The sequence below is a fragment of the Thermomonas sp. genome (genome assembly GCF_029945965.1).
In the GTDB taxonomy this organism is placed as follows: Bacteria; Pseudomonadota; Gammaproteobacteria; order Xanthomonadales; family Xanthomonadaceae; genus Thermomonas.
Genome location: NZ_JAQSDO010000008.1, coordinates 133,987 through 150,381, shown reverse-complemented (window position 1 = coordinate 150,381; position 16,395 = coordinate 133,987). Strand labels below are relative to the sequence as shown.

Here is a 16,395-nt window from a genome sequence, read left to right as displayed (position 1 = left end):
ATGACTTCGCCGCTCTCAGCTGCGCATGCCAGTGCCGCGCTTGAGCAGCCACAACGACAGCCCGCCCAGCACCGCAACGAAACCGAGCATCAGTGCATAGGCGATCCACAGTGGTACGTCGCTCTTGCCCAGCAGGCCATAGCGGAACGCGTTGACCATGTAGAAGATCGGGTTGAGATGGGTGGCGGCCTGCGCCCAGCCTGGCAACAGGGTGATCGAATAGAACACGCCGCCGAGATAGGTGAGCGGAGTCAGGATGAAGGTCGGAACGATCGCGACATCATCGAACTTCTTGGCAAACACCGCATTGATGAAACCGGCCAGCGAGAAGATCACCGCGCCCAGCAACACCGAACTCAACGTCACCAGCGGATGCGGCACATGCACGGTGGTGAAGAACATTGCGATGCACAGGACAATGGCGCCGACCATCACCCCGCGCAGCACGGCACCAGCGACATAACCACCCAGGATCACCCAGTTCGGCATCGGGCTGACCAGCAGTTCCTCGATGTGGCGGCCAAACTTGGCGCCGAAGAACGAACTGGAAATGTTGCCATAGCTGTTCTGGATCACGCTCATCATCACCAGACCGGGAACGATGAACTGCATGTAGCTGAAGCCGCCCATGTCACCGATCTTCGAGCCAATCAGGCCGCCGAAGATCAGGAAATACAGGGTCATGGTGATCGCGGGGGGAATCAGGGTTTGCGTCCAGATCCGCAGGATCCGCATGATCTCGCGGCGGGCAACTGTGCCCAGCGCGACCAGGTTGCGATTGGCGATGGTCTGCTCATTCATACCGCCACCTCCTGTTTGCCGGTGAGGCGTACGAACAATTCCTCAAGCCGGTTGGACTTGGTGCGCATCGAACGCACCCGGATGCCGGCCTCATCAAACGCGGCGAATACGCGATTGAGGTCCATCGCGCGCGGCATGTCGATGTCGATAGTGTGGTCGTCGAACGCGGATACGATCGTGCCTTCGATCCGTGGCAGCACGTCCGGTACGTTGCCCTCGACATCGAACAGGAAGCCCTCCACATCAAGCTTCGCCAGCAACGCGCGCATCGGGCCTTCTTCGACGATGCGGCCATGGTCGATGATCGCCAGGTTCCGGCACAGGTTCTCGGCTTCTTCCAGGTAGTGCGTGGTCAGGATAATGGTGGTACCGGCCTCGTTGATCGTCTTCAGGGTCTGCCACATGCCCCGGCGGATCTCGATGTCCACGCCCGCGGTTGGTTCGTCCAGGATTAGCAGGCGTGGCCGAGTCATCATTGCGCGGGCAATCATCAGCCGCCGCTTCATGCCACCGGACAACGTGCGGCTCATCTTGTCGGCCTTGTCCCACAGCTGCGCGCGCTTGAGTTCCTCTTCGGCGCGGATCAGCGCCCGCGCCCGCGGGATGCCGTAGAACCCCGCATAGTTGACACAGATGTCCAGCGGCTTTTCGAACATGTTGAAGTTCAGTTCCTGTGGCACCAGCCCGATCAGGCGCATCGCACCATCGCGATCGGCATCCATGCTGGTGCCGAAGATCTCCACCGTGCCGCTGGTCTTGTTGACCAGCGAACTGACGATGCCGATCAGGGTCGACTTGCCGGCGCCGTTCGGGCCAAGCAGGGCGTAAAAATCGCCGGGGGCGACATCCAGCGAAATGCCCTTGAGGGCCTCGACGCCGTTGTCATAGGTCTTGCGCAGGTCGCTGACGCGCAGCGCGGGTGCTTGGGATTCACTCATGGGGGCTTTTCACGGGGCTTTTCACGAGGGTTACTCACGGGAGATATGCCGCCGCCGCGCATGGGCGGGCTTGCAGGGACGAGCGGGAATAGTTCAGCGGTTAGTATAGGCGGCCACATGCGGGCACTCGCGCCACGCTGTGTTGCACCCATTGAACCGAGCATCGCGTGGCCATCGTTCACTTCCCGTTGAAACTCACCGGCCGCCGGATGCTCGCGCCCAGCGTGGCGCACCTGTCCTTCGTCCGTGACGACGGCCAGCCGCTGGACTACATCCCCGGCCAATTCATCCAGATCCACTTCGACTACGCCGATGGCGCGTCGGCGCGCCGCAGCTATTCGCTGGCGACCCAGCACGACCACGCGCTGGGCCCGGGCGAAGCGGTGGAAATCGCGGTCAGCTACGTGCCAGGCGGCGCGGCAACAGCCTTGTTCGAAGGCCTGGCCGAGGGCGGCCAGATCAACGCCAGCGGCCCGTTCGGGCGTTTCTGCCTGATGCCCAGCGATGCCAACACGCGCTACCTGCTGATCGGCACCGGTACTGGCATCACCCCATTCCGGGCGATGCTGCCGCAGTTGGAAATCCTGATGCGTGAACGCGGCATTGAAGTGATCCTGCTGCAAGGCGCGCGCACGCCCGAGGAACTTCTGTACGGCGACGAGTTCCGCGCGTTCGCCGAGGCGCACCCGGGCTTTCGCTTCGTGCCGTGTTTTTCGCGCAAACTGCCGGAACCCGGCTCGCCGCAGGCACATGCCGACATGCGCCACGGCTATGTGCAGAACGCACTAGCCGAATTCGCGCCGAATGCCGACAGCGACATCGCCTACCTGTGCGGCAACCCGAACATGGTCGATGCCTGTTTCGAGGCACTCAAGGCCGCTGGCCTGCCGATCCCGCACGTACGCCGCGAGAAGTACGTCAGCAACAAATGACGGTTCGGGTGCTGTCCCGAACCTGATCCGGGAAAGGCTTCTCAATGACCACATGATGCAGCGGCGAGACCGTCGGGTGCTCGCGTAGCGGCATTTCGAGCCGCGCAGCGAACGCCCGGCGGTAGGCGCCGCGACGCTCTGGAAGCCGACCATTGTTGTCAAGGTCGCTTGACAAGCGTTTTGTGACTTCGGTATCGTCATGTCAAGCATGCTTGACACGCAGTCACGGGAGCCAGCATATGCACATCAACTGCCGACAGGGGTCCGGGTTGTCCTTCCTGGCCACGGGAATGGCGTTTACGGCGATCGGTTTCAGCGGCCAGACCGCATTCATCGGCATCGGCATGGCCTTCCTCGGACTGGCTGCGGCGCACTTCGCCAGGATGTTGAAGCGCTGATGGCCATCGCGATGCCGAAAGTCGCCGTTCGCCTGCTGGTCGCCGCCGTGCTGTGCGCGGCCATGGCGCTGGCGCTGCCTTATGTGTCGCCATGGCCGGTGTCGGACACCGCCACCGGCATTCTGTATGGCTTCGCCGCCAGCTGTTTCTTCGCGGGCCTGCTGCGCTGGCGAATGCCGGAGGCCTGCGATACCGGCACCCCGGCGCTGCGCAGCCGCTACCTGCGCGAGTTCATGCCAGCGATGGCCGGGTATGTGGTGACGCTATTCCTGTCGGTGTGGCTGCTTAAGCGGGGGGTGGACGAACCCGGCCTGCGCGCACTGGTGGCGCTGTTGCCGGTACCGGCGATCGGCATGGCGCTGCGCGCGATCATTCGCTACATCCGCGATGTTGATGAATTGCAGCAACGCATCGAACTGGAAGCGGTCAGCTTCGCCGCCGCATTCGTGTCGATGGTGTACATCGCCGGTGGCTTCCTGCAATTGGCCAAAGTCATCGACATTCCCTCCGGCGTGGCGATGATCTGGGTGTTCCCAATGATCTGCGCGAGCTATGGGTTGGCCAAGATGGTCGTGTCGCGACGCTTCCAATGAGCCCGCGTCCGTGAACAACCGCCTGCGCGAATTGCGCGATGCCCGCGGCTGGTCGCAAGGCGAACTGGCCGAGCAACTGGACGTCTCCCGGCAAACCATCAACGCGCTCGAAACCGGCAAGTACGACCCGAGCCTGCCACTCGCTTTTCGCATCGCCCGCCTGTTCGGCGGGCGGATTGAACAGATTTTCCTTTACGAGGACCAATGACGATGTCGCGCAAGATCCGAATCATCCTGGCACTGGTGCTGCTGGCCGCTTACGTCGGCTACCTGCAGTTCAAGCCCAAATCCACTACCGACGGCGACGCTGCCAAGGTCGTCGACGCCCCGGTCAAGGCCAAGCCGGTGAAGCCGCGCATGCTCGGCAAGATCGCCTTCAAGGCTTGCAGCCTCAGCTCGCCGATGAGCCGCGACAGCATCGAGGCGCAGTGCGCGCAATTCGCGGTGCCAGAAGACCGCAGCCAGCCCAATGGTCGCAAGATCCAGCTCAACCTCGCCTGGCTACCTGCAAGCTCGGATGCCGACCAGGCATCCGACCCGGTGTTCTTCCTCGCTGGCGGTCCCGGCCAGGCTGCAGTGGAAAGCTATCCGATGCTGGATCCGGTCTTCAAGGAAGTCCGCAAACACCGCGATGTGATCCTGGTCGACCAGCGCGGGACCGGCAAATCGAATCTGCTGGCCTGCAAGATGGATGACGCGGGCGAATCTTCGACCATTGACCTTACCGCTGCACAAGCCGCAGCCACCAAATGCGTGACTGAACTTTCGGCCAAGGCCGACTTGCGCCACTACACCACCACCGACGCGATCGCAGATCTTGACGCGGTGCGCCAGGCGATCGGTGCGGCGCAGATCAACCTGGTCGGGGTCAGCTACGGCACCCGGGTCGCCCAGCAATACGCGATGCACCATCCAAAAACGACGCGCAGCATCGTGCTGGATTCGGTGGTGCCCAATACCTTGCAGCTCGGCAACATCTTCGCGCGCAACCTGGACGACGCACTGGCCCTGCAGTTCGCGCTGTGCAGCAAGGCGCCGGCCTGCAAGGGCAAGCTGGGTGATCCACGCGTCGAGCTTGACCAGCTGCTCACCAAGCTGCGCGCGGCACCGGTCGAGGTGACCTATCGCGATGCCACCACCGGCGAGCAGGCGCAGGCCACGTTGAACGCGGACACAGTGGCCGGGTTGGTGCGCATGTATGCCTACATGCCGGCTGCAGGCGCGCTGCTGCCCAAGCTCATCCACGAGGCCAATAACGGCCGCTACGCAGGTCTTGTCGCCCTGGCGAAGATGATGAGCGGCGATCTCAAGGACGCGATGGCGATGGGCATGCAGTTCTCGGTTATCTGCAGCGAAGACGACACAGGCATGGTCGCCCGCAGCGAGGATGCCAACACCGTGCTCGGCAACGCAATGACCGAATCGATGGCGGCGATGTGCAAGGTATGGCCGAAGGGCGAAGTGCCCGCCGACTTCCACCAGGCATTGGCCACCAAGGTGCCGGCGCTGGTGCTGGAAGGCGAGTTCGACCCGGTGACTCCGCCTCGCTATGGCGAGGAAGTGGTCAAGTCGCTGCCCAACGGCCGCCTGTTCACCCTGCGTGGCCAGGGCCACAACGTGATCGGTGCCGGCTGCATGCCCAAGCTGTTCACCCAGTTCATCGAAAAGGCTGATGCCAAGGTGCTCGATGGCGCCTGCCTGGACAAGCTCAACTACGTGCCACCTTTCACCAGCTTCAACGGCTGGGAGCCGTGAGCCCCCTGCCCAACAAGGACCGCAACCCATGATCGTCGCAGAACACCTTCGCAAGACCTTCCCCGGCAAGGGCAAGGACAAGACTCCGGTCATCGCCGTGGATGATGTCGGCTTCACCGCGCGTGACGGTGAGATCACCGGACTGCTGGGCCCCAATGGTGCCGGCAAGACCACCACCATGCGCATGCTCTATACCTTGATGACGCCGGAAACCGGGCGGGTGCTGGTGGATGGCATCGATGTCGCCGCCGATCCCAACCGCGTGCGCCGCAGTCTGGGCGTGTTGCCGGATGCACGCGGCGTCTACAAGCGGCTGACCGCGCGCGAGAACATCGCTTACTTCGGCGAACTCCATGGGATGCCCGCAAATGCCATCGCCCAGCGCACCGCCAAACTCGCCGCGGCGCTGCAAATGGAGGATTTCCTCGACCGCATCACCGAAGGCTTCAGCCAGGGCCAGCGCACCAAGACCGCGATCGCCCGGGCGCTGATCCACGACCCGAAGAACGTGATCCTGGACGAACCGACCAATGGCCTGGACGTGATGACCACGCGCGGCCTGCGCGCGTTCCTCAAGGACCTGCGCGCCGAAGGCCGCTGCGTGATCTTCTCCAGCCACATCATGCAGGAGGTCGCCGCGCTGTGTGACCGCATCGTGGTGATCGCGCAGGGCCGGGTCGTCGCCCAGGGCACTACCGACGAACTGCGCGAACAGGCCGGCCAGGCCAACCTGGAAGATGCCTTTGTCACCCTGATCGGCAGCGAAGAGGGCCTGCACGCATGAACAACTCGACTTTCCTGGGCTGCACGCTCATCGTGATGCGCAAGGAACTGCGCGATTTCGCCCGCGACCGGCGCACCTTCCTGCTGACCCTGCTGATGGCGCCCTTGCTCTACCCGCTGTTGATCCTGGGCATGGGCAAGCTGGCCCAGATGCGCGCTGATACCCAGCTGGAAAAGACCCTGGAGGTATCGGTACAGGGCATCGACCGCGCGCCCAACCTGGTCGCCTTCCTGGCCAGTCGCGGAATCGATGCAAAGGCTGCTCCCGCCGACTTCGAAGCACGCGTCCGCACCCAACGCGAGGATGTGGCACTGGTGATCGACAAGGACTTTGCCGACGACTGGCGCGCCGGCAAGCCAGCCAAGGTCGAGATGGTGATGGACAGCACCCGCCGCGACGCCGACGTGCCAACCGGGCGCGTGCGCGCGGCGCTGGAGCAGTACGGGCAATCGGTTGGTGCATTGCGTCTGCTCGCCCGCGGGGTCAACCCGATGGTGGCCTCGCCGGTGAACCTGGGCACCCGTGACCTTGCCACGCCGGAAGCGAAACGTGGCCTGATGCTGTCGCTGATCCTGCCGTTGATCATGACCCTGTTCGCCTTCATCGGAGGCTCGCACCTGGCGATGGATACCACCGCCGGTGAACGCGAGCGGCAATCACTGGAACCCTTGCTGGCTACGCCGGCGTCGCGCGGCGCATTGGTCAGCGGCAAGATGGCGGCCGCCTGCGTGATGGGCATCGCCTCGATGCTGCTGATCCTGCTCTCGTTCAAGCTCAGCGCGACGCTGGCATCGGGCGAGGCACGCGCGCTGGACGTGAGTTTCGCTGCGATCGGCAAGATGCTGGTGATCCTGCTGCCGCTGGTGCTGATCGGCACCGCCCTGCTGACTTGCCTGGCGGCGGCGGCCAAGAGCATGAAGGAAGCGCAGAGTCACATCGTCTGGCTGATGATGCTGCCGATGCTGCCGGCCTACGCGCTGATGGCGTATCCGCTGAAGGACACCGCACTGTGGCAATACGCGGTGCCGTTCCTGTCGCAGAACCAGTTGCTGGTGAAGGTCAACCGCGGGGAATCCCCCAGTGCGGAGCAATGGGCGATCTACTTGGCCGCCTCGCTCACCCTGGCGGTTGTGCTGTGGTTGCTGGCGGTCTGGCGTTACCGCCAGGAGAAGCTGGCGATCTCGGCCTGATCAACTGCAACTCCAATGAAAAAGCCCGGCGATTGCCGGGCTTTTTCGTATTCATGGAACTGGTATTTATTGCTGGAAGCTGATCGTACGCCGACTGGTGGTGACCTGGCCGATTGGCTGGAAACGCCAGCGTTTGACCGCTGCAACGGCTTCCCGCTCGAAGTCGCGCGCATAGCGCCGTGGCGCTTCCGACGACACCACCCTGGCATCGCTCACGCTGCCGTCGGTTGCGACGGTGAACTCGATCTGCACCGTACCCGCGATTCCGGCGCGCTGTGCATCTATCGGATACTTTGGCTGGGGCAGGGAGATCTCACGCAGCTCATTGGAAGCACGTGCGGGCTGCGCGGGTGCCGGCGCAGCGGCCTGCTGACGCTGAGCCTCGGCCGCAGCTGCGACGCGCTTGCGTTCGGCTTCTGCGGCGGCGGCCTGCTGACGTTGCGCTTCGGCCGCGGCTGCAGCCTGCTCAGCCGCGCTTGACGGGGCGGGCGTCGGGGTGGCGACCTGCAGGCGTTGTTGCTCCTGCTGTTTCTTCTGGTCCTCTTCACGCTTCTTGATCACATCTTCTTGGCGCTTGGCTTCCTGTTCCACTGTCAGCTTCTGCGCTTCAACGCGCTGGGCCGCTGCGGTTTCGCTGCTGGCGATGCTCGATTTCAGGCGCGCCAGCGACGGATGCTTGGCGTCGGCTTTCTCGATCAACGCTGCAAGGCGCTTGGCTTCGGCGAAGTCCTCGCGGGCGATGGCCTGTTCGGTGGCGATGACGGTCATCGGCATCAAGTCGGTCAATGCGCTGGACGCACCGGCATCCGCGGGCGCCTTGTCACGCAAGGCCAAGTAGTACTCCATCGCATTGTTGCCGGCCGGTGCATACAGGCGATTCTCGCTGTAGGCCTTGGAGGCTTCGCTGCGCAGCTGGTCTGCCGTCATGGCATTGACCGACGCCGAGACCACCGATTCCGGGGTCGGCGCGGGTGCCTGTTGTGCTGCTGTGGGCGCAGCCGTATCTGCTGCAGCCGGTTCTTTCTTGCACGCGCCTAATGCGCATGCCACCGCCACGGCCAGCGCGACTGGCGCGAGACCTCGACGAACAGTATTTATTGCAGACATCTGAAACTCCCCCTGATTGATGCTGGACTCACCCGGCGATAGCACGCGGCAGTAGCGGCCATTTGTCAAGCATGATGGCGGTTCAGCGACTACTTGCCAACGCAGAACGCGCTGAATATGTGACCTAGTAGACTATCGGCGTCGACCCTACCACCGATTTCCCCCAAAGCTGAGTGCGCTTGCGACAGCGCTTCTGCGGCCAGTTCCAGACGCTCGCTTTGCAATTCGAGGCTAGCTGCCTGCAGCTGCCCAACCGCCGCGGCCAGCGCCTGCACGTGGCGAGCGCGTGCACTGAAGGCCCCTTTGCCAGACTCCCCCGCTCCGGACAGGGTCAGCAGGCGCTGGTGCAGCATATCCAGCCCAAGCCCGGTTCGCGCCGAAACATGCAGGCTGTCGGGCGGGTCGTGAGCGGGTGGCTGGTCCAGCAGATCGGCCTTGTTGTACAACCATAGCCGTTGCGAGGCGGCCTGGGTCGACTCGAGCAATATTGTGCGTGCCACCTCCGGCTCGCGCGCATCCACCACCACCAGCGCCAAGTCAGCCCGTGCCAGCTCGGCCCTGGCACGGCGGATACCTTCGGCCTCGATCGCATCGCCGGCCTCGCGCAGGCCCGCTGTATCGACCAGGGTCAGTTCCACGCCATCCAGGCGGATCGTCTCGCGCAGCAGGTCGCGGGTGGTGCCGGCGATCTCGGTGACGATGGCACGATCGCTGCCGGCCAACGCATTGAGCAACGAACTCTTGCCGGCATTGGGTGGCCCAACCAGCACCACATGCAGGCCGTCACGCAGTTTCTGCCCGCGTTCGGCCTCGTGCTGCAACCGGGTGAGGTCAGCCTGCACCGCGGCCAGCTGGGTGCGTAGCGCCTGGCCACCCAGGGTATCCAGTGCTTCATCGGCAAAATCGATGGCCGCTTCGACATGCACCCGGATCGCCAGCATCCGTGCCATCAAGGCATCGACCTGTTGCGAGAACACACCATCCAGCGAGCGCCGGGCGGCGCGGGCAGCGCGTTCGTCGCTTGCCGCGATCAGGTCGGCCACCGCCTCGGCCTGGGTCAGGTCGAGCTTGCCATTGAGGAAGGCGCGCTCGCTAAACTCGCCCGGCCGGGCCTGGCGCGCGCCCTGCTCGATGCAACGCGTTATCAATTGCCGCAGTACTACCGGGCTGCCATGTGCCTGCAACTCAACCACGTCCTCGCCGGTGTAGCTGGCCGGCACAGCGAAATACAGGACGATGCCGTCGTCGATGATCTCGCCGTCGGCGGTGTTGAAACGGGCGTAGGTCGCCTGGCGGGGCACCAGCGCTTTCCCACTGATGTCTTCTGCGATCGATCGGGAGCGCGGGCCAGACAGCCGCACGATGCCAACGCCACCGGCTCCCGGCGCCGTGGCGATCGCAACAATGGTGTCTATCGCATGGTTCATGCACGCATGGTCGCAGAACGTGCCTGTCGCAGAAAAGACGAAGCCCGCCTCAAGGCAGGCTTCGTTCGCTGGCTAACCGTGGATCAGGCTTTGGCGGGTGCCTCGGCATAGCGCTTGGTATTCCACCATTGCTGCAACAGGCCCAACGCGCCGTTGGTCACCCAGTACAGCACCAAGCCGGCGGGGAAGAAGGCAAACATCACCATCATCACTAATGGCATCAGCTGCATCATCTTCCTCTGCATCGGATCCATGCCGGCCATCGGCGTCAGCCGCTGGGTCAGCAGCATGATCGCGCCATTGAGCACAGGCAGGATGAAGTACGGATCGCGCGCGGTCAGGTCGCTGACCCAGCCCATGATCCAGGTCGCCTGTCGCAGTTCCACCGCTTCCAGCAGCACGTAGTACAGGGCCAGGAATACCGGCATCTGGATCAGGATCGGCAGGCAGCCGCCGGCAGGGTTGATTTTTTCCTTTTTGTACAGCTCCAGCATCGCCATCTGGAACTTCTGCTTGTCTTCGCCGTAGCGCTCCTTGAGCTGCTCGATGCGCGGCTGGAACTTGCGCATCTTGGCCATCGACTTGTACTGCGCCGCCGACAGTGGATACAGCGCGAGCTTGAGCAATGCGACCAACAACACGATCGCCCAACCCCAGTTGTGGGTCAGCTTGTGCAATTGGGTCAGCAGCCAGTGAATCGGCTGGGAGAGCACGGTGAAATACCCATAGTCCATCGCCCGTTCCAGGCCGGGAGCGATGGTTTCCATCTGCTCGGCCAGCTTCGGCCCGACCCACAGCGTGGCATCACTGCTGAACTGCTGGCCGGGCTTGAGGGTTATCTGCGGCCCACGCGCCTCGATCCGGTGCGTCGTCCCGGCTACGCGTAACGAGAACAGTGCGGCCTGATCCTTTTGCGGGATCCATGCGGTCAGGAAGTAATGCTGCGACAACGCGACCCAGCCACCGGTGACCTCCTGATCCAATGGACCATCATCGACGAAGTTTGGGTATTTGCGCTTCTTGTACTTGTCTTCCGGGCTGTACCAGGCCGCGCCGCTCAGGCTGAACGATTCCGGGTTGGTCATGCCATGCTTGGCCGCCGGCGGAATACGCAGCAGTTGCCGATAGACACTGCCTGTCCATGCCGCGTTGCCGGCATTGCTGACCTCGTCATGCACGCGGACCGCATAACTGCCGCGGGCCAGCGTGTAAGTCCTGCGCACCTGCACGCCATTGGCGTCGTGCGCGATGAAATTGACACTCACGTCCTTGGCTCCGGCGGCCAGGACGGCTTCGCGGGCCGCAGTCTCAGGCTGGAAGCGGGCGTCGACGCCATTGGGCCCCAGCCAGCTGCTGCGCGCGGCGAAGTAGCTGGCCGGCACGGGATCGAACAACACGACCTTCGGGCTGCCGGGATCACGGCTCTGCGTGTATTTCAGCAACTTGGCACCAGTGATGCTGCGGCCGTCGAGCTCAAGTGTGAGTACATCGTTGCTCAGCGTCACGCTGGGTGCATTGCTGCTCGCAGCCACGACTGGCGCGGCGCTGGCGCCGGGTACGCTGGCCGAGGGAATGTTTGCGGACGGCACTGGCGTGTCTGCTGCAACCGCCACGACGGTCGTCTGCACGACCGGCTGTGGCTGGTGTTCCTTGTTCCACTCCATCCACAAAAAGGCCGCCACCATCAACCAGGCGAAAATCAGGAACGTACGGGTCTGGGTCATCGGACAGGCGGACTCGGCCGGCGCATGAGCGCGGCACTTTCTTGGGGAAGGGAAGGTGTTGCCGGAGGCATTGTGCCGTCCATGGGCGGCATGGGCAACGCGCCGGCACGTTGCAGCAAGCGCAGGAAGGCCGTGCGTAACTCCGTATTGGCCGCTTTTCCGGCCGGGACGCGCGCCACCAGCACGTAAGCGCCAGGCGCCAGTTGGCTGCGGTTTTGGCGAAACGCATCACGCATGACGCGCTTGATGCGATTGCGACCCACTGCATCCGGATCGACCTTGCGCGAAACCGCCAAGCCTAGCCTGGCGGATTGTTGATCCGCCAGCAGGTGCAGGCTCAACATGGGATCGGCGATGCGCCGACCCTCGCCGAACACTCGGTCGAACTCAGCCTTCGCACGCACTCGCGCCAAACGCGGAAAGCCAGCGGGTGCTGGCTTTTGCGGTGGTGATGTTGCAATCACGCGGACGTCCGGCAACGGGGCCGGCGCCGGGTCAGACCGTCAGGCGACGACGACCCTTGGCGCGACGACGGGCCAGGATCTTGCGGCCATCGGCGGTCGCCATGCGGGCGCGGAAGCCGTGGTCACGCTTGCGCTTGAGGTTGCTGGGTTGGTAGGTGCGCTTGGTCGCCATGGCGGGTCTGCGTTGTTTTCAGCGGAATAGACTCGCAAGGATAGCCAGCTTCCAAACCTGGGTCAAGTTGACCTTGAAGTTGATTCCTGCATGCGGCCACCAGGCTATCGCTGGTAGCCCATTGTCAGAGGCGATGCTACGCTGCCAGTCTCCCGATTTATCCACAGGCGGCCAGCACGGCGCCCGTCCCGTCGTCGATGGTCCTCGACACGGGTCCTGACGAGGTCGCGCACTACCATGGATGTCTGGCCTCTTTGCCTGCAACGCCTTGAAGCGGAACTACCGCAGGAGGACGTACAGACCTGGCTGCGCCCCTTGCAGGCCGAGCGCCGGGATCAGTCGCTGGTGCTTTATGCACCTAATCCCTACGTGTTGGACGAAGTTCGCCTCCGTTACCTGCCACGGATCCGCGAATTGGCCTCCCATTTCGGCAGTCAGGGCGAAGTGAACCTGGACATCGGCACACTGAGGCGGGCACCGGTCGCCACGACCAGCCAGGCCGCGCCTGCTGCACGACCAGCCGAACCGTTCCAAGGCAACCTCGACAGCCACTACTGTTTCGACAATTTCGTCGAAGGTCGTAGCAACCAGTTGGGCCGCGCCGCCGCCTGGCAGGTCACGCTCAAGCCAGGCGATCGGGCCCACAATCCACTCCTGCTGTATGGCGGCACCGGCCTGGGCAAGACCCACCTGATGATGGCCGCCGGCAACCAGATGCGCGTCGTCAATCCCGCGGCCAAGGTGATGTACCTGCGCTCGGAACAATTCATGAATGCCTTTACCAAGGCCCTGTACGACAAGACCAGCGGCGGCATGGACGCGTTCAAGCGGCAGTTCCAGGGCATCGATGCGTTGCTGATCGACGATATCCAGTTCTTCGCTGGCAAGGACCGAACCCAGGAAGAGTTCTTCCATACCTTCAATGCCCTGTTCGACGGGCGCCAGCAGATCATCCTGACCTGCGACCGCTACCCGCGCGAGGTCGACGGTCTGGAACCGCGTTTGAAGTCACGCCTGGGCTGGGGGCTTTCGGTGGCCATCGACCCGCCGGATTTCGAAACCCGTGCCCAGATCGTGCTGGCCAAAGCGCGTGAACGCGGCGCCGAAGTGCCGGATGAAGTGGCGCAACTGATCGCCAAGAAGATGCGCAGCAATGTCCGTGAGCTGGAAGGTGCGATCAACAAGCTGATTGCCGAGGCTGGCATGGCCGGACGCGCGGTCACTCTGGAGTTCGCCCAGGAAAGTCTGCGCGACTTGCTGCGCGCGCAGCAACAAGCGATCAGCATCGCCAATATCCAAAAGGTCGTGGCAGACTACTATGGCTTGCAGATCAAGGATTTGTTGTCAAAACGGCGGACCCGTTCTCTGGCCAGGCCGCGCCAGGTCGCCATGGCTTTGGCCAAGGAATTGACCGAACACAGCCTGCCCGAGATCGGCGATGCGTTTGCCGGGCGTGACCACACCACGGTGTTGCATGCCTGCCGCCAGATCCGGCACCTGATGGGGATCGATGGCAAGCTGCATGAGGATTGGGAGAAACTGATCAGGAAGTTGAGTGAATGATTGCCTGGGCACGCCGCGACCAGCAAGGGCGTGGATGATGGCGGTATAAGGTGTGGATAACCGTGGCTTAGCTGCCATGCTGAAAACTTATCCACATGTTGTACGCAGTCTCGTAGCTTGTTTCACACCGGGAATGAATCCTGAAATAGATATATAAAACAATAAGTTATTCTCGTTATCCCACGATTTTTGCCGCACTATTACTACCAGCTTTCTAGTTTTATACAATTCTTAAAGAGCGGGCTGCCTGCCCGCGCACCAATATCCTCGAAGGGGTCAACATGCGGTTCTCCCTGCAACGCGAAGTCCTGTTGAAGCCTCTTGCTCAGGTCGTCAACGTGGTCGAACGCAGGCAAACCTTGCCTGTCCTGGCAAACCTGCTTGCGAAGGTTCGTGAGGGAGAACTGTCCTTGACCGGTACCGACCTTGAGGTCGAAATGATTGCGCGTACCTCGGTCGATGACGCCCAGGACGGCGAGATCACGATCCCGGCACGCAAGCTGTTCGAGATCGTGCGGGCCCTGCCCGATGGCAGCAAAGTCACCATCAGCCAGTCTGGCGACAAGGTCACCGTGCAAGCCGGGCGCAGCCGCTTCAGCTTGGCCAGCCTGCCTGCCAACGATTTCCCGTCCGTCGACGAGGCCGAAGCCACCGAACGCGTCAGCGTGCCGGAAGCTGCCCTCAAGGAGCTGATCGAGCGTACCGCGTTCGCCATGGCCCAGCAGGACGTCCGTTACTACCTCAATGGCTTGCTCTTCGACCTGCGCGATGACACGTTGCGCTGCGTTGCGACTGACGGTCATCGTTTGGCCTTGTGCGAAGCCACGCTCGAAGACGCGTCCGGAAGCAAGCGCCAGATCATCGTGCCGCGCAAGGGCGTGCAGGAACTGCAGCGCCTGCTGGAAGGCGGCGACCGCAGCCTGGAACTGGAACTTGGGCGTAGCCACATCCGGGTCAAGCGCGACGATGTCACCTTCACCAGCAAGCTGATCGACGGCAAGTTCCCGGACTACGAAGCGGTGATTCCAATCGGTGCCGATCGCGAGGTCAAGATCGAGCGTGAGGTGTTCCGTGCCGCGCTGCAGCGCGCATCGATCCTGTCCAACGAGAAATATCGCGGTGTGCGGGTTGAGGTTTCGCCAGGACAGCTGAAGATCAGTGCGCATAACCCGGAGCAGGAAGAGGCCCAGGAAGAAATCGAAGCCGATACCCATGTTGATGGGCTGGCGATTGGCTTCAACGTCAATTACCTGCTGGATGCATTGACCGCGCTTCGTGACGAGCATGTTGTCCTGCTATTGCGCGATGCCAACTCGTCGGCCTTGCTGCGCGGCGCAGACAGTGTGCATTGCCGCCACGTCGTGATGCCGCTCCGACTCTGATGGGTTTGTTCCACGTGGAACAACCATGACAACGCCCGGTACAGTCCGGGCGTTGTCGCATTCGCAGGCGGTGCAGATCCGGCGTTTGCGCCTGCGCGACGTTCGCCGCTTCAAGGAGCAGGAACTGCAGCCAGCGCCAGGCTTCAACCTGATCGTGGGCGACAACGGCAGCGGTAAATCCAGCCTGCTTGAAGCCATGCACTTGATGGCGCATGGCCGAAGCTTCCGTGGGCGCGTGCGCGACGGCTTGATTCGCCAGGGCGAAGCAGCCTTGGAGGTGTATCTGGAATGGCAACAAGCGGCTGGTCAACATCGTGCAGGACTGCGCCATACTGGATCCAAGTGGGAGGCACGCCTGGATGGCGCCAACGTCAATCACTTGGGGGAATTGTGCGCGGCATTGGCGGTGGTCAGCTTTGAGCCGGGCAGCCATATCCTTATCCATGGCAGCAGCGAAGCCCGCCGCCGTTACCTGGATTGGGGGTTGTTCCACGTGGAACAGGATTTCCTACCCCAATGGCGCCGTTATGCGAGGGCGCTGAAGCAACGCAATGCCCTGCTGCGATTCCCGCGCGCCGACAGCCAGCTCGACGCATGGGAGCATGAGTTGGCGCAATCGGGTGAACAGCTGAGCGCCTATCGCGACGCCTACGTTGGTCGGCTGCAACCGCATCTGGATCGGGTGGTCGCCGCCCTGTTTCCAACGGCCGGTTCGGTCGTGCTGAGCTTGCAACCAGGCTGGAAAGCGCAGGAGTTGGCACTGGTCGATGCGCTATTGCTATCACGTGAACGGGACCAGGGCCAGGGCCACACCACGATCGGGCCGCATCGCGCGGATCTTCGCCTGGAGTTCGGTCACCTACCAGGACGTGAAAGCCTGTCGCGCGGGCAAGCCAAACTTGCCGCATTATCGCTTCTGATCGCACAGGCCGCGCATCTGGCAGAGCACGACGGCGTATGGCCGGTGCTGCAGCTGGATGACCTGGCCTCGGAACTTGATCGTCACCATCAACAACGGGTACTTCAATACCTTCACGGATGCGGCGCGCAAGTCTTCGTGACAGGAACCGAGCCGCCTGCTGGATTATCCGATCTCGGGATTGATGTCACCATGTTCCACGTGGAACATGGTGTACTTCGGGCGAGCGCGTAGGCCGCCAAAAGC

The 16,395-nt window shown here is 62.9% G+C and carries 17 protein-coding genes; 10 read left to right on the top strand and 7 right to left on the bottom strand.

Features of this window, described 5'->3' with window-relative positions:
* Positions 1 to 15: 15 nt before the first annotated feature.
* Together PSV05_RS03815 and PSV05_RS03810 are read right to left on the bottom strand one after the other, a co-directional pair.
* Positions 16 to 801, bottom strand: a complete 786-nt coding sequence (locus PSV05_RS03815) for an ABC transporter permease (protein WP_300061710.1) — start codon at positions 799 to 801, stop codon at positions 16 to 18.
* Positions 798 to 1,739 carry an ABC transporter ATP-binding protein gene (locus PSV05_RS03810; protein ID WP_300061707.1) on the bottom strand — a complete coding sequence of 314 codons (942 nt, stop codon included), beginning with the start codon at positions 1,737 to 1,739 and terminating at the stop codon, positions 798 to 800. Before PSV05_RS03810 ends, PSV05_RS03815 begins: the two co-directional genes overlap by 4 nt.
* 167 nt (positions 1,740 to 1,906) lie before the next feature.
* On the opposite strand from PSV05_RS03810, the gene PSV05_RS03805 reads away from it, so the two are divergent.
* From PSV05_RS03805 to PSV05_RS03775, 7 genes are all read left to right on the top strand, one after another.
* A complete protein-coding gene (locus PSV05_RS03805) occupies positions 1,907 to 2,671 on the top strand; it encodes a ferredoxin--NADP reductase (RefSeq protein WP_300061704.1) in 765 nt (254 codons plus the stop codon).
* 239 nt (positions 2,672 to 2,910) lie between these two features.
* A complete protein-coding gene (locus PSV05_RS03800) occupies positions 2,911 to 3,069 on the top strand; it encodes a hypothetical protein (RefSeq protein WP_300061701.1) in 159 nt (52 codons plus the stop codon).
* Positions 3,069 to 3,662, top strand: coding sequence for a hypothetical protein (locus PSV05_RS03795; protein WP_300061698.1), 594 nt, complete (start codon positions 3,069 to 3,071; stop codon positions 3,660 to 3,662). Before PSV05_RS03800 ends, PSV05_RS03795 begins: the two co-directional genes overlap by 1 nt.
* 10 nt (positions 3,663 to 3,672) lie before the next feature.
* On the top strand, positions 3,673 to 3,870 hold the full coding sequence (locus PSV05_RS03790) for a helix-turn-helix transcriptional regulator (protein ID WP_300061695.1): 198 nt from the start codon (positions 3,673 to 3,675) through the stop codon (positions 3,868 to 3,870).
* 2 nt (positions 3,871 to 3,872) lie between these two features.
* Positions 3,873 to 5,417 (top strand): alpha/beta hydrolase, encoded by a 1,545-nt coding sequence (locus tag PSV05_RS03785; RefSeq protein WP_300061692.1) that lies wholly within the window; start codon positions 3,873 to 3,875, stop codon positions 5,415 to 5,417.
* A 28-nt stretch (positions 5,418 to 5,445) separates the two neighbouring features.
* Positions 5,446 to 6,201, top strand: a complete 756-nt coding sequence (locus tag PSV05_RS03780) for an ATP-binding cassette domain-containing protein (RefSeq protein ID WP_300061689.1) — start codon at positions 5,446 to 5,448, stop codon at positions 6,199 to 6,201.
* Positions 6,198 to 7,391: an ABC transporter permease gene (locus tag PSV05_RS03775; protein WP_300061686.1), complete on the top strand. Its 1,194-nt coding sequence runs from the start codon at positions 6,198 to 6,200 to the stop codon at positions 7,389 to 7,391. The genes PSV05_RS03780 and PSV05_RS03775 overlap by 4 nt, the downstream gene beginning before the upstream one ends.
* A 66-nt stretch (positions 7,392 to 7,457) precedes the next feature.
* Here the strand turns inward: PSV05_RS03775 and PSV05_RS03770 are convergent, their stop codons facing one another.
* The 5 genes from PSV05_RS03770 to rpmH all read right to left on the bottom strand — a co-directional run bounded on the left by PSV05_RS03770 (position 7,458) and on the right by rpmH (position 12,285).
* The gene (locus tag PSV05_RS03770; RefSeq protein WP_300061683.1) at positions 7,458 to 8,498 is read right to left on the bottom strand and encodes an energy transducer TonB; all 1,041 of its coding nucleotides are present in this window, start codon (positions 8,496 to 8,498) and stop codon (positions 7,458 to 7,460) included.
* 89 nt (positions 8,499 to 8,587) lie between these two features.
* Positions 8,588 to 9,925: a tRNA uridine-5-carboxymethylaminomethyl(34) synthesis GTPase MnmE gene (mnmE, locus tag PSV05_RS03765; protein WP_300061680.1), complete on the bottom strand. Its 1,338-nt coding sequence runs from the start codon at positions 9,923 to 9,925 to the stop codon at positions 8,588 to 8,590.
* A gap of 83 nt (positions 9,926 to 10,008) precedes the next feature.
* Positions 10,009 to 11,649: a membrane protein insertase YidC gene (gene yidC / locus PSV05_RS03760; protein WP_300061678.1), complete on the bottom strand. Its 1,641-nt coding sequence runs from the start codon at positions 11,647 to 11,649 to the stop codon at positions 10,009 to 10,011.
* Positions 11,646 to 12,113 (bottom strand): ribonuclease P protein component, encoded by a 468-nt coding sequence (gene rnpA / locus PSV05_RS03755; RefSeq protein WP_300061675.1) that lies wholly within the window; start codon positions 12,111 to 12,113, stop codon positions 11,646 to 11,648. Before rnpA ends, yidC begins: the two co-directional genes overlap by 4 nt.
* A 31-nt stretch (positions 12,114 to 12,144) precedes the next feature.
* On the bottom strand, positions 12,145 to 12,285 hold the full coding sequence (rpmH, locus tag PSV05_RS03750; RefSeq protein WP_187553495.1) for a 50S ribosomal protein L34: 141 nt from the start codon (positions 12,283 to 12,285) through the stop codon (positions 12,145 to 12,147).
* Positions 12,286 to 12,522: 237 nt separating this feature from the next.
* On the opposite strand from rpmH, the gene dnaA reads away from it, so the two are divergent.
* The 3 genes from dnaA to recF all read left to right on the top strand — a co-directional run bounded on the left by dnaA (position 12,523) and on the right by recF (position 16,383).
* A complete protein-coding gene (dnaA, locus tag PSV05_RS03745) occupies positions 12,523 to 13,848 on the top strand; it encodes a chromosomal replication initiator protein DnaA (protein WP_300061672.1) in 1,326 nt (441 codons plus the stop codon).
* 281 nt (positions 13,849 to 14,129) lie between these two features.
* Complete coding sequence (dnaN, locus tag PSV05_RS03740) at positions 14,130 to 15,230, top strand: DNA polymerase III subunit beta (protein WP_300061670.1); 1,101 nt, start codon at positions 14,130 to 14,132, stop codon at positions 15,228 to 15,230.
* A gap of 70 nt (positions 15,231 to 15,300) precedes the next feature.
* On the top strand, positions 15,301 to 16,383 hold the full coding sequence (gene recF / locus PSV05_RS03735; protein WP_300062255.1) for a DNA replication/repair protein RecF: 1,083 nt from the start codon (positions 15,301 to 15,303) through the stop codon (positions 16,381 to 16,383).
* Positions 16,384 to 16,395: the final 12 nt, after the last annotated feature.

Coding starts and splice junctions, on each gene's coding strand:
- PSV05_RS03780 (WP_300061689.1), top strand. CDS start 5,446: ATGATCGTCGCAGAACACCTTCGCAAGACCTTCCCCGGCAAGGGCAAG.
- dnaA (WP_300061672.1), top strand. CDS start 12,523: ATGGATGTCTGGCCTCTTTGCCTGCAACGCCTTGAAGCGGAACTACCG.
- dnaN (WP_300061670.1), top strand. CDS start 14,130: ATGCGGTTCTCCCTGCAACGCGAAGTCCTGTTGAAGCCTCTTGCTCAG.
- PSV05_RS03770 (WP_300061683.1), bottom strand. CDS start 8,498: ATGTCTGCAATAAATACTGTTCGTCGAGGTCTCGCGCCAGTCGCGCTG.
- rpmH (WP_187553495.1), bottom strand. CDS start 12,285: ATGGCGACCAAGCGCACCTACCAACCCAGCAACCTCAAGCGCAAGCGT.
- PSV05_RS03800 (WP_300061701.1), top strand. CDS start 2,911: ATGCACATCAACTGCCGACAGGGGTCCGGGTTGTCCTTCCTGGCCACG.
- yidC (WP_300061678.1), bottom strand. CDS start 11,649: ATGACCCAGACCCGTACGTTCCTGATTTTCGCCTGGTTGATGGTGGCG.
- mnmE (WP_300061680.1), bottom strand. CDS start 9,925: ATGAACCATGCGATAGACACCATTGTTGCGATCGCCACGGCGCCGGGA.
- PSV05_RS03810 (WP_300061707.1), bottom strand. CDS start 1,739: ATGAGTGAATCCCAAGCACCCGCGCTGCGCGTCAGCGACCTGCGCAAG.
- PSV05_RS03815 (WP_300061710.1), bottom strand. CDS start 801: ATGAATGAGCAGACCATCGCCAATCGCAACCTGGTCGCGCTGGGCACA.
- PSV05_RS03775 (WP_300061686.1), top strand. CDS start 6,198: ATGAACAACTCGACTTTCCTGGGCTGCACGCTCATCGTGATGCGCAAG.
- PSV05_RS03795 (WP_300061698.1), top strand. CDS start 3,069: ATGGCCATCGCGATGCCGAAAGTCGCCGTTCGCCTGCTGGTCGCCGCC.
- PSV05_RS03785 (WP_300061692.1), top strand. CDS start 3,873: ATGTCGCGCAAGATCCGAATCATCCTGGCACTGGTGCTGCTGGCCGCT.